The organism is Thermodiscus maritimus (assembly GCF_055382595.1).
Genome location: NZ_AP042434.1, coordinates 636,337 through 648,804 on the forward strand (window position 1 = coordinate 636,337; position 12,468 = coordinate 648,804).

At 53.6% G+C, this 12,468-nt stretch carries 11 protein-coding genes and 1 pseudogene; 7 read left to right on the forward strand and 5 right to left on the reverse strand.

Going from position 1 to position 12,468, the window contains the following annotated elements; all coding sequences use genetic code 11:
• Positions 1-157: 157 nt before the first annotated feature.
• On the reverse strand, positions 158-340 hold the full coding sequence (locus ACZ47H_RS03490; RefSeq protein ID WP_464933803.1) for a hypothetical protein: 183 nt from the start codon (positions 338-340) through the stop codon (positions 158-160).
• A 25-nt stretch (positions 341-365) separates the two neighbouring features.
• Between ACZ47H_RS03490 and ACZ47H_RS03495 the strand changes: the two genes are divergently transcribed.
• Entirely contained in the window at positions 366-509 is a 144-nt protein-coding gene (locus ACZ47H_RS03495; protein WP_464933804.1) for a hypothetical protein, read from the forward strand.
• A gap of 156 nt (positions 510-665) precedes the next feature.
• Here ACZ47H_RS03495 and thyX read toward each other — a convergent pair whose 3' ends face one another.
• The gene (gene thyX / locus ACZ47H_RS03500; protein WP_464933805.1) at positions 666-1,583 is read right to left on the reverse strand and encodes an FAD-dependent thymidylate synthase; all 918 of its coding nucleotides are present in this window, start codon (positions 1,581-1,583) and stop codon (positions 666-668) included.
• A gap of 129 nt (positions 1,584-1,712) precedes the next feature.
• Here thyX and ACZ47H_RS03505 point away from each other — a divergent pair, with 129 nt between their 5' ends.
• The 5 genes and pseudogenes from ACZ47H_RS03505 (at position 1,713) to ileS (ending at position 8,133) form a co-directional block, all read left to right on the forward strand.
• The gene (locus ACZ47H_RS03505; RefSeq protein WP_464933806.1) at positions 1,713-2,012 is read left to right on the forward strand and encodes a hypothetical protein; all 300 of its coding nucleotides are present in this window, start codon (positions 1,713-1,715) and stop codon (positions 2,010-2,012) included.
• Entirely contained in the window at positions 2,009-3,223 is a 1,215-nt protein-coding gene (locus ACZ47H_RS03510) for an amidase family protein (protein ID WP_464933807.1), read from the forward strand. Before ACZ47H_RS03505 ends, ACZ47H_RS03510 begins: the two co-directional genes overlap by 4 nt.
• 4 nt (positions 3,224-3,227) lie before the next feature.
• Positions 3,228-3,320 (forward strand): annotated as a pseudogene (locus ACZ47H_RS03515) (hypothetical protein); the annotation flags it as partial.
• Positions 3,321-3,436: 116 nt separating this feature from the next.
• Positions 3,437-4,873 carry an Asp-tRNA(Asn)/Glu-tRNA(Gln) amidotransferase subunit GatB gene (gene gatB, locus ACZ47H_RS03520; RefSeq protein ID WP_464933808.1) on the forward strand — a complete coding sequence of 479 codons (1,437 nt, stop codon included), beginning with the start codon at positions 3,437-3,439 and terminating at the stop codon, positions 4,871-4,873.
• Positions 4,874-4,950: 77 nt separating this feature from the next.
• Positions 4,951-8,133 carry an isoleucine--tRNA ligase gene (ileS, locus tag ACZ47H_RS03525; RefSeq protein WP_464933809.1) on the forward strand — a complete coding sequence of 1,061 codons (3,183 nt, stop codon included), beginning with the start codon at positions 4,951-4,953 and terminating at the stop codon, positions 8,131-8,133.
• Positions 8,134-8,143: 10 nt separating this feature from the next.
• Here the strand turns inward: ileS and ACZ47H_RS03530 are convergent, their stop codons facing one another.
• The gene (locus ACZ47H_RS03530) at positions 8,144-9,484 is read right to left on the reverse strand and encodes an MATE family efflux transporter (protein ID WP_464933810.1); all 1,341 of its coding nucleotides are present in this window, start codon (positions 9,482-9,484) and stop codon (positions 8,144-8,146) included.
• Between the two features lie 87 nt (positions 9,485-9,571).
• On the opposite strand from ACZ47H_RS03530, the gene ACZ47H_RS03535 reads away from it, so the two are divergent.
• Entirely contained in the window at positions 9,572-10,477 is a 906-nt protein-coding gene (locus tag ACZ47H_RS03535; RefSeq protein WP_464933942.1) for an MBL fold metallo-hydrolase, read from the forward strand.
• Between the two features lie 62 nt (positions 10,478-10,539).
• On the opposite strand, the gene ACZ47H_RS03540 is transcribed toward ACZ47H_RS03535, so the two are convergent.
• Together ACZ47H_RS03540 and ACZ47H_RS03545 are read right to left on the reverse strand one after the other, a co-directional pair.
• Positions 10,540-11,394, reverse strand: coding sequence for an ABC transporter permease (locus ACZ47H_RS03540; protein ID WP_464933812.1), 855 nt, complete (start codon positions 11,392-11,394; stop codon positions 10,540-10,542).
• 6 nt (positions 11,395-11,400) lie between these two features.
• The gene (locus ACZ47H_RS03545; protein WP_464933814.1) at positions 11,401-12,381 is read right to left on the reverse strand and encodes an ATP-binding cassette domain-containing protein; all 981 of its coding nucleotides are present in this window, start codon (positions 12,379-12,381) and stop codon (positions 11,401-11,403) included.
• Between the last annotated feature and the right edge of the window lie 87 nt (positions 12,382-12,468).

Consider the following 12,468-nt stretch of genomic DNA (forward strand, 5'->3'; position numbering starts at 1 on the left):
GTCTCCTACCCATTAAATTAAAGCTGCATCCTAATAGTACGACCTGCTAGCTCCATTGTTCTATCAATCTTTAATCTATTAGAACAGTAAAGGTCCCTGGCCAGCATTGCATACTAGTGCTCATCTATAAGCCAAGCAGATGAGACAGCTCCGCATATCATGTAGGCTCTGCTGGGAAGGCTCGCCTCCGAACGTATTCTATTAGTTTGAGTGCTTCCTCCACTTGATCCACGGCTTCTAGGCGAAGGAATAGATCATCGTCTATCAGAATCCTAGTGCCACCCCTTCGTGTAGCATTAACGGTGTTATTCATAGTATAGGTATCGCTTACTTTTCCCATACGCTATTCTCGCATAGCAGTGGAAATGGCTTCCCATGTAGCTGTAGTTCACTGGAATTATGGCCTCCATGCCGCTAGAGTGTTCAGGGTAGGAGAGGTGGCCAGGTGGCGTAGAGTTGCACGCCTAGAGGTGGAGGAGCCGCCGTCATTCCTTCCTTACGACCCATGATACCCTTGTTTCCACCGTTAAAAGTGCCTATTGAAGTGCTTGGTGAATACATTATTATCACTAGTAATAGTGATAGCGGCAACATGATTCATTAGTAAAGCCCTCAAATTGAATAGGCGCCCTGGACGCAAAACTTAAGCAGTGGATCTAGCGGGTTTAGGAGTCCAACCCGCTCATAGCGTGTTTAATACAGTTCTTGATTCCTTCTCTGGGAACCAGCTCTGGACACCTGGGTATGGTGAATTCTCCAGTATCTCCAAGCAATTCCTCGAGGGGTAGAGGGTTATCCCTTATAGTGTTCTCTAGGAAGACGCACCTGGGCCCTGCCCACTTGAATAACCGCGGGTGTACTCGTACTAGCTCCCTCCAGAGAAGCCATGCTACCCGTCTTATCTCCCACTGAGCTCTCGTACACATCCGCAGGGGGAGAAAGGATTGAACGAGCTCTCTTGCATTCATAGTCACAGTTATCCTAGTCCTCACGGCTACAGGGATAGTGAACCTGGCATCCTCGCGGGGGACCCCCTTTGAGAGTAGCTCATAGTAGGTTGCAGTAGCGGAAAGATACTGGCGGGCTACAGTCTCTAAGGCTTCCCTGTTAAGGCTGGGAGGGAAGACATAAGCCGTCTTAGATAACGTGAGGGGGTCGCTCAACGCAGCCGCTGCTTCCCTGAGGACGTGTGCATAGCATTTGTAAGCTTTCTCGTACCCGGCCGCCTTGGGGCTCCTAGGACATTCAACCCCAAGCTCCTCAGCAGCCATTAGAGCCATATCCCTTAGAGCCCCCTCCGTGTACCTCATGCTCTGCTGGGTGTAGCTGGCATGCCTATGCCTGACAAGCTGGTGGCTGCATACTCTAGAGCATCCCTCGGCAACCCATGTGTAGCTTGAGTGCTCCCATGGGCTGAAATGCTGCCTCCTCCAAGTCTCGAGGATCCACTTGTAGACCTCCTCATCGCCGATTTCAAGGATGCTTGATAAGGGCTTTCTGGAGAGGCTTGTCTTGGAAGCCGCGGCGACAAGGCGCTCGCCGTCTCTAGTGTAGGAGACTAGAGCCACCCTTATACCATCCATATCCTGGTACCCTCCAGCCCCAGATGGACAATGGTGTTACCAGGGTATAATGGGTAGATACCTATACACGACTGAGGAAGAGGGTCCCTCAATGAATCCTTAAAGGGACAGTTATAAAGAGTCAGGGTAATGGAACATGAGGCGGGCTCAGTATTGGAGGAGTGTGCCGAGCTGATCCGGCTTATCTCATCCCTTGCAAGAATCGACCTAGACCCTAGTGACTGTGATAGTATAGCCTCGATCCGAGGCTTCTTCTCCGAGTTGAGGAAGGCTAGGGAGCTCGTCGAGGAGAAGGAGCCGTTATATCATGTGTGGGAGAAGGAGTCCCAGCTGAGGCTGGGAGAGGCTTACCAGCATGTTAGGGTAGAGGATCTGGGCATCGAAGTTGAGGACGGCTATGTCAAGCTCCCCTGGAGGGGCGGGAGATGACGGGGTCCCTCTACACCCTCTTGAAGACTGGAGCATATGATCCGGTAGAGGCTCTCGAGGAGGCATTCTCGAGGATAGATAGGTATGAGGATGAGGTTAACGCGTTCATAACTCTTGCCGACAGGGAAGCGTTGAGGAGGAGAGCGGAGGAGTCCCGGAAGAGGATAGAAGAGGGGAGGCCTAGGAGGCTTGAAGGCGTTATAGTCGCTGTTAAAGACAACATATCTACGAGCTGGCTCACCACGACCGCCGGGAGCAGGATGCTCTCCTGCTATAAGCCCCCCTACAACGCCTACGTGGTGGAGAGGCTCCTAGATGAGGGAGCACTGATCATAGGAAAAACCAACATGGACGAGTTCGCCATGGGCAGCACAGGAGAATACAGTGCCTACGGGCCAACCAGGAACCCTTGGGATACCAGTAGGGTCCCTGGAGGCAGCAGTAGTGGGAGCGCTGCAGCCCTAGCATATGGGGCAGCGGATCTCGCGCTCGGAAGCGATACGGGGGGCAGCATAAGGCTTCCAGGCGCGTATACTGCAACAGTTGGGTTAAAGCCTACATACGGGGCAGTCAGCAGGAGGGGGCTTATACCCTACGCTAACAGCCTGGAGCAGATAGGACCCATGGCTAGGAGCGTAGTGGATACAGCCCTCCTCTACACTGTCATAGCGGGCCACGACCCCCTGGATGCAACAAGCATCCCCAGCCCCACTGTCAAGGTAGAGGACTTGGAGCCCGCGGAGCCTAGGAGCCTCCGGATCTGCGTGGTCAGGGATCTAGTGGAGGCTTCGCACCCAACCGTTTCCAGAGCCTTCCTCAGGCTCATGGACTCTCTTGAGGGTGAAGGAGCGAGTATAGATTATGTAACGATAAGGTCTCAGAGGCATGTTCTACCAGCATACTATATTATCGCGATGGCGGAGGCCGCCAGCAACCTCGCACGCTACGATGGAGGACTCTACAACTGCATGGGCGACAAATCGGGCTCATGGGAGGAGAGGAATAGGAGGGTGAGGTCAAGCCTCTTCGGGGCAGAGGTTAAGAGGAGGATAGCGATGGGAGTCCTAGTCCTCAGCGAGGGCTACAGGGACGAATACTATGTGCTGGCGACTAAGGTTAGGAGGATGGTGAGGGACGAGAATCCTCTCCCATACCAGGGAATGCATACTGGCCTCTCCGACGAGCCCGGTTCCACCTCCAAAGATAGGTGAGAGAATACAGGATCCTCTAAGCCTCTACGCTCTAGACCTAGCAACCGTCACAGCGAATCTCTCAGGGGTCCCCGCCCTTCAAGTCCCGATAGAGCTGTCAAGCGAGGGACCCATAGGTGCTCAGTTCATGGCGAAGCCGTGGGGCGAGGAGGAACTCTTCCGCGTGGGGCTCCTCGTCGAGGAGATCACAGGGCTCCGGGGGGTGAAGGCTGCATGAAGGCGAGGATAGGTTTAGAGATACACGTCCAGCTGACCCAGGCGGGGACAAAGCTCTTCTGCGGCTGCGACAGCGAGTATAGAAAGTATCCGCCTAACACCAACGTCTGCCCAGTCTGCCTAGGCCTCCCTGGAGCCCTCCCAGTACCCTCGAGGAGCGCGGTAGTCCTCGCCCTCGCGGCAGCTATGCTCTTAAACTGCAGGATCCCCAAAGCGATAGTCTTTACTAGAAAGCACTACTTCTACCCCGACCTCCCCAAGAACTACCAGATAACCCAGTATGAGAGGGCAGGCGGGGCCCCAGTATGCATGGGGGGAGTATTCGAGTACCTAGACCCCGACTCGTGGGTGTGGAGGAGTGTTAGGATAAGGAGACTCAACCTTGAAGAGGATCCTGGGAGGAGCATTTACCCCGAAGGATCCATACTATCAAGCCCCATCGTGCTTGTGGACTACAACAGGAGCGGCGTCCCCCTCCTCGAAATTGTGACGGAGCCAGACCTAGGCTCGCCACGTGAAGCGAGGGCCCTCGTGGAATACCTCCTATTAAGCCTAGAGTATATCGGCGCGGTGAACCCTCGCCTTGAAGGCGCGTTCAGGGTTGATGCAAACATAAGCCTTGAAAGCGGAGAAAGGGTTGAGGTCAAGAACATTGGATCAACGATCGAAGTTGAGAGAGCCCTCGCCTACGAGTACCGGAGGCAGAAGCTCATACTAGAGCATGGCGGAAAAGTTGAAAGGGAGACCAGGCACTGGGACGCTGCGAGGAGAGTGACGAAGCCCCTACGCCACAAGGAGGAGGAGGAAGAATACCTGTATATGCCAAACCCCGACCTCCCACCTGTACTAACAAGGCCTCTCCTCGATGAGGCACGGGCTAGGATAAAGGAGCAGCCACGAAGAGTCTTCGAATGGATCACTGGAAGGGGTGTTTCAAGGGAAGCGGCTTGGAGCATAACCCAGGTTCTGCCAGCTGCTCGTGTATTTATGAAGGCTGTAGAGATGGGCGGGGATCCAAGGCTCCTCGCTAGGATTATTGGAGTAGACTATAAGGGGGTGCTCAAGGAGATCGATAAAGACGTATACGACCCGAAGAACTGGCCTTCACCACAGGTGTTCGCGCGGCTCTCGCAGCTCGTTGAGAGGGGAGAGTACCCTCTAGAGGCTTTGACTGGGATAGTGCTTCCCCGGCTAGCTAGGGACCCCAAGTCTAGCCTCCAAGAGATTCTCCCAGAGAGGGCGAGCGGGGTGAGAGAGCTGGTTAGAAGCGTGATAGCAGAGAATGAGAAGGCGGTTAAAGACTACTTTTCCGGTAGGGAGAAGGCTCTCGACTACCTGGTGGGACAGGTTATTAGGAGGGTGGGGAAGAGGGCTGTTGACCCTAGACTGGTGCGGAAGCTGATTAAAGAAGAGCTCGAGAATAAGAGGAGGTAGAGTGGAATCCATCTGTTGAATGAGTGGTTGTTTTTATTTGTCACCTAGAATAGCCTATTCAAGCCCGGAGATGTTGGTTGCCAGCGATCAGCGATAGGATATCGAGGATGAAATACGATCAGTTCGGCCTGGAAGAGTGGGTTAAAAGGTTCTGGGTAGAAAATAACGTCTACAGGCTCGTTAAGGAGAAGTCGTCTAAGAGCAAAAAGAAGCTCTATTTCCTAGATGGTCCTCCATATGCGAGCGCGAAGAGCATACACGTCGGTACAGCCTGGAACAAGGTCATCAAGGACGTCCTCTTAAGATACTATAGGATGAGGGGCTACAACGTATGGGATAAGCCAGGCTACGATACCCACGGACTCCCTATTGAAGTGAAGATAGAGCAGAAGCTTGGAGTTAAGACGAAGAAGGAGATAGTAGAGAGGATAGGAGTAGAGAAGTTCGTGGAAGAGTGTAAGAGGTTCGCCAAGGAAAACCTAGAGGCCATGACCAACCACTTCAAGGAGATAGGGGTCTTCATGGACTGGGACAACCCCTACATATCCTACAAGAACGAGTATATTGAGAGTGGATGGTGGCTCATAAAAAAGGCGTGGGAGAAGGGCCTACTATACGAGGGCCACAGGGTAGTCCACTGGTGCCCGAGATGTGAGACGACACTAGCGGACTACGAGGTCAGCGAGTACAGGCTCCTGAGAGACCCAAGCATATACGTAAAGTTCCCCGTGGAGGGGGAGAAGGACACCTACCTGCTAGTATGGACAACTACACCATGGACCCTGCCAGCCAACGCCTTCATAATGGCCCACCCCGACCTAGAGTATGTGAAGGTTCGCGTGAAGGGAGAGACCCTAATACTAGCCCGCTCCCGCCTCGAGAAAGTGATGGAGGAGGCCGGGGTAGACGGGTACGAGGTAATCGAGTCCTTCCCGGGAGAAAAGCTTGAGGGTCTCAAGTACATCCACCCGCTTGAAGATCTTGTGGAGGCTCAGTCTATATTGAAAGAGTACCATCGCGTAGTAATGGCTCCGGAGGCTGTGGTTGCCACTGAAGGGACGGGACTAGTCCACTCAGCACCAGGCCACGGAGACGTCGACTTCGAAGTCAACGCTAGGAAAGTGGGCGCCCCCGTCATCTCACTCGTAAATGATCAAGGGAGGATGACTGAGGGGGCAGGGAGGTACAAGGGCCTATACTTTAGAACGGAGGCAAACGAGGCCATAATGAATGACCTCGAGGAGAGAGGCGCCCTATTCCACAAGTCGTGGGTAGAGCACAGGTACCCCGTATGCTGGAGGTGCAAGACACCTCTAGTGTTGAGGGCAACCAACCAGTGGTTCATCGCGGTATCGAAGCTCAGGGATAAGCTCCTAGAGGAGGCGGAGAAGGTCGAGTGGGTCCCCGACTGGGCTAAGACCCGCTTCATAAACCTGATCAAGGACGTGAGGGACTGGGTTATATCAAGGCAGAGATTCTGGGGAATCCCCCTCCCAGTATGGCGGTGTGAATCATGCGGCTATACCCATGCAGTCGGGAGCATTGATGAGCTTGTAGAGCTAGGTGGCAGGGCTCCGGAGGACCTGCACAGGCCATGGGTTGACAGGGTAGAGTTGAAGTGTCCCAAGTGCGGGGGAGTAATGCGGAGGGTCCCCAACGTACTAGATGTCTGGTTCGACTCCGGCGTATCATTCTATGCCAGCCTAGGCTACCCGAGGAATAAGGAACTCTACGAGAAGCTCAAGCCAGTAGACTTCATAGTAGAAGGCCACGACCAGATAAGAGGCTGGTTCTTCAGCCTCCTGCGGAGCGGAGTAATAGGGTTCGGAGAGGGTCCCTACAGGAAGGTCCTAGTCCACGGCTTCGCACTAGACGAGAAGGGCAGGGAGATGCACAAGAGCCTAGGAAACTACATAGAATTCACCGAGCTCATCTCAAAGATCCCACGGGACGCAGTAAGACTCTGGGCCATGCAGAACACTGTATGGGAGGATCTAAGGTTCCAGTGGAAGGCTATGGAGCAGGAGTGGAGGGCCCTCAACATAGTATGGAACGTATACACCTTCGCCTCCACCTATATGGCCCTAGACAGGTTCGACCCCAAGAAGACGTCCCTTGAAGAGATACCAAGGGAGTGGCTTGAGGTAGAGGACGAGTGGATACTCTCTAGGCTCGCAAGCCTAAAGGAAGCATACCATAACGCTATGGAATCACTCAAGCCCCACGAGGCGGCCAGAGCCATCCGGGAATTCATAGTAGAGGACATGAGCCACTGGTATATTAGAATCATAAGGAGGAGAGTGTGGGAGGAGGCCGACACCCCAACGAAGAAGGCTGCATACGCAGTACTCCACAAGGTACTATGGGAGTGGCTGCTCCTCGCAGCCCCATTCATACCATACACTACAGAGTACATCTACCAGCTGATGTATAGAGACGCTGTCGAGGGACCCGTCTCAGTCCACCTTCTAGAGGTGCCGGAGAGAGAACCGAGCCTCAAGCGGCCGAAGATAGAAGAGGCGATGGAGACTGCAAAAATAATAGTGGAGGCGGTGGCGGCGGCTAGGAACAAGGCTGGATTGAAGCTCAGGCAGCCCGTCTCACGAATCATAGTATCGCTGAAGGAGAGTGATAGAGAGGAGCACTTGAGGGTGACTGAGAAAATCATACTCTCACTGGCAAATGCGAAGAAGCTGGAGATTGTAGGCCCCAAGTTCTTCGAGGACATGAAGGTATATGACGTGGAGCCTAACTACCGGGCGATAGGACCGGAATTCAGGAGGAAGTCAAAGAAGATCATAGAGTACATCAATGAGAACAAGCAGGTCATTGCAAAGGACATAGTCTCAATGGGCGCCCACCGTACAGTGGTGGACGGAGAAGAAATAGTGTTGGAGCCAAGGCACATCAACATTAAGGCAGGCTACCCCGAATGGCTCTCGGTCACAGAGACCTCCCTGGGACTAGTAGGCGTCGATACTAGGATAGGTAGGGAGGAGTATATCGAAGGCCTCGCCAGGGAAGTCGTTAGACGAATACAGGCTATGAGGAAGGAGATGGACCTGCCAGTTGAGGCAAAGATAAGGGTGTGGATCGAGGGAGACGAGAATATCATTGAGGCTGTTAAGGAGAAGCTCGACTACGTGAAGAGCGAGACCCGGGCGGTAGAGGTAATCTATGAGAGGCCCCCAGCAGAAGCCTACACGAGAGACTGGGATATAGGGGGACTAAAGGCTAGGATTGGGGTTGTGAAGGTCTAGGAAGCTCCCATTACACTACCTTCTTAACTATCCTCTCAAACCACCTCTTATACACAATCGAGATAACAGTCCCCCTACCAGTCACGTCTATACCCATAGCAAGCCACGCTCCGAGCACACACTTCCCGGGAGGCATCAGTCGTGGCAGGATCCCGGCTGGGACGACGCGGAGAAGGTACAGTCCTACGAGATTCACTATAGTAGGGACTAGAGTATTACCCGCCCCCCTAATAGCCATCCCGAGAGCCATGACAACCGCCAGCGCTGGCTCCGTAACCGCGGCTATTATAAGATAGAGCTGGGCGAGGCTCGCAACCCTCGGGCTCCTGGTGAAGATCCATGGAAGAAGACCCGACGATGCAATAATGACGGCCATCGTGGCTAATCCCGCCACCCCGTTAAGCTTCGCAACCTCCCACCCAGCCCTCTTAGCCTCCAGTGTTCTACCCGCACCCATCTCTTGACCAGCGAGGGCAGCAGAGGACTCTGCTATCGAGAATAATGGGAGGAATGCAAGAGACTCAATCCTCACCCCTATAGTATGGGCTGCTAGAGCATCCTCGCCACACCTTGCAACCGCCCCTATATAAGCGAGGTTTCCGCCCACGAAGGCCAGCCTTTCGACGAGGGCTGGTAGTCCTATCCGTGTCGCCTTAACCGCATATATTCCTGGGATGCGGGGGCGGACGCTGAAGCCAACGGTGGAAGCCGCCATAATGTAGAGTGAGACAGCATATACCACGCTAGCTATGCTACTAGCGTAGCCGGCCCCCGCCACCCCCATAGCGGGGAACCCTGCAAGCCCATAGATCATGAGGGGGTCGAGGACCCCGTTGACAGTAGAGAAGAGTATGGTTGAGTATAGGACGGGTCTAGTCCTCCCTACGCCCCGGTAGACCGCTCCAAGGACTAGGCCGGAATAAGTGAAGGGGAGGCCTAGGAGCCTCGCCCTGAAGTAGTCGATGGCAAGCCTCTTCACTATGGTGGAGGTCCCTCCACCAGCTATTATTCCTACAAGGACGGGGGAGAAGACCCACATGCCCGCCACGACTGGGAGGGACAGGAGCAGGTTGGCAGAGAGTGCTTCACCAGCCGACATGGAAGCGGCCTTCCTATCACCAGCCCCGACAGCCTGGGCAACCAGGACGAGGGCCCCCGTATAATAGAGGCTGCCGCCTGAGAAAGTGAGCCAGCTAAGGTACCCGCCCACACCGACCGCAGCAAGCGCAGCATCTCCCAGCCTGCTGACGAAGTAGGTATCCATTATCCAGAGAATACTGTTGACAGACTCTGCTAACATTAGAGGCAGTGCTATTGCCAACGCCCTCCTCCACAGGCCGGTTTCAGGCATCGACCCGCAGCCTCCCCATACACTCGCTCATATATCGGAGCCCTTAGTATATGAATTGGAGCAAGAAGCAGGGATGAAGGGTTGAAGGTGGAACTGCTCGTTGGCGGGAATAAGGGGCGTTTCCCCAGTTCAAACTGCCTCTTCATTAAAGGCGTAAAGTCCAATCTACTAGTGGATGCCGGGTGCCAAGAGGACCAGATACTTGAGGTGAGAAGCAGGGTAGACGCTGTAATCTACACTCACATCCACCCAGACCATATATCAAAACACCACCTGCTGGCAGGGATCCCCTCCTACCAGCCATCTGCCGACGCAGTCTACACTAGCCTTCCAGAGCTGGCGAAGAGGTACACAAGGTGGAGGTGGAGGGAGTGGATCGATTACGTCCATCGGGTTTTCGGGCTCACGAGCCTGCCTCCAGCCGACTATGAATACGGGGATTGGGATACTATAAGGGTGGGGGACATCCAAATAGAAGCCATCCCGGCCCCGGGACATATGAGAGGACACCACGTGCTCATCATAGGCGATCACGTGCATCTCTCCGATATCGACCTGACAAGCTTCGGTCCATGGTATGGGCACCCGGAGTCAAGTATCGAGTCGTTCATAGCAGACATCAAGGCATCAATGGAGCTCGGGGGTAGAGCCTATACTACATCCCACAGGGAGAGAATCTTTACCAGGGAAGAGGCGGTGGAGGAGCTCGGCCTTTTCCTGGGAAGACTCTGCCAGCAGTTCTCGAGAGTAGCCGGCTTGCTGAGCAGTGATTATCCATTATCTCCAGGGAAGCTTGTAGGGCGGGGAGCTATCTATAAGAGGTGGCTCCCTGGTATGGAGGAGATAATGGAATACTTCGAGTACGAGATGATAACTAAGATACTGGACTTCCTATCCTCGAAGGGGGTAGTGGTTAAGAAGAGTAATGGGTATGTCGCGAAGCGCCCCGTCGATGATAAGGTATGCAGCAGTATACTAGACATGGACGGATAGAGGGCTCAAAGAGTCATACATGTGGGGAGGTTGACGTGATCCCGTGATGTGACTCGAGGGTTTCACCTGTTGTTCATCCACCTGATGCTTAGAGCCATTCCTAGAACGAATAATCCTATGCTGACAGCCGCCAGTACTGCTAGATCGAATGCGTAGTTGTCTAGAGGCTTGCCCACTAGATGGTACCTCACAAGGTCTGAAGCATAGGTGACAGGGTTGACCTTCGCGATAGCCTGTAGCCATGAGGGCATCTGCTCAACTGGGAATATAGCGCTAGATGTGAACATGAGGGGTAGGTTTACAAGATTCCCTACTGCGAATATGACTTCCTGGTTTTCAGCATAGAAGCTCAGGGTGGTGTACGCGGCTGAGAGGCCGGCGGTGAGAAGCATAATTATGAGCCAAGCCGCCACGAGGTCCCAGGCGCTGATATCAGGCTTTAGGTGCATTCCTAGTCCTATCGCTGTGGCTAGAAGGAGCGCCTCTAATACAGTGACCCTCACGAGTGTAGCTCCCACCTTCCCCAGGAAGATCGATGGCCTAGGAGTAGGCGTTATGAGCAGCCTGTCCATATACCCGAGCCTCTTATCAAATATAACGCTAACACCGCTGAACATGCTCTGAAATAATACGAATACAGCAAGCATTCCGGCTGAGAAGAAGGTGAAGTAATCCTCTGCTCCAAAAGTATTCTTCAAAGCCTGCTTAAAGACCTCCTCCACCACACTCTTCAGGTGAGGAGGTAAGTTTCCCTCCACGCCCGTTGTTAGAAGTCCCTGAATATTCATGCTCTTCCCGAAGAAGGCGATCCATATCAGTGGCGTGATTATGCTGACTACGAATACTCCCCTTCTACCAATCCACTTCTTAATATCCCTCCAAGCAATAATGAGGGTCCCAGTTAAAATCCCCGTCATCCCATCTCACCCCCTTATTCTCCTAGTCATGATACGGTATCTGAAAGAGTCGATTGGCTCCTCCTCCCTCAAGTGCCTGCCTGTGAGCTCGAGGAACACTTCTTCGAGATTAGGCCTAATGATCCTCACTTCTAACACGTCTGAGAGGAACCCGGCCATCTCAGGTAATGCTCTCGCCGCGTTCTCCACGGTTACTACAACAGTATCGCCAAACGCCTTGGCCTTAAACCCTGCTGAGGCGAGCCGGGCAACCAGCTTCCTAGCCTCCTCAGAACCTCTAGTCTTAAGATGGATTCTTTCCCCTCCAAGCCGCCTGATTAGTTCAGCAGGCGTTCCTTCGGCGATTATCCTTCCATGGTCTATTATAGCGACCCTGTCACTTAACGCCTCTGCCTCCTCCATGTAGTGGGTGGTCAATAGTATGGTCTTACCCTCACTCTTCAACTTCCTAATTAAATCCCAAAGGTGCCTCCTGCTCTGCACATCCAGGCCCAGTGTAGGCTCGTCGAGATAGAGGACCTCTGGGTCGTGGACAAGGCTCATAGCGATCTCGAGCCTCCTCCTCATCCCCCCGCTATACGTGGAAACCCTTCTATTAGCAACATTCAAGAGGTCCATAAACTCCAGGGCCTGCCGGGTCCTCTCCTCAGCCTCCTTCTTCGAATACCCGTACAGCCTGGCTTGGACGTACACACTCTCCCACCCGGTCATCTCATCGTCGCTCGTAAGGTCTTGCGGGACAACGCCCACAACCCTTCTCACCTTGTCCGGCTCTCCAACGATGCTGTATCCCAGGATCACGGCGTCTCCGCTGGTTGGCTTGAGGAGCGTAGAGAGCATCCTCACTGTAGTTGTCTTCCCTGCACCATTAGGTCCTAGGAGAGAATAGATCTCACCCTTTCTTATACAGAACGAGACGTTGTCAACGGCCTTTACGCCTCCAGGGTAGATCTTCACTAGGTTTCTTGCCTCGGCAGCACAGTCCAATTCTATGCACCTGTTCCCGAGCGATATGTCGATAAGAGATATAATATCTTTCTCGTATATAAGCTATGTGTATGATAGAAATTTTTA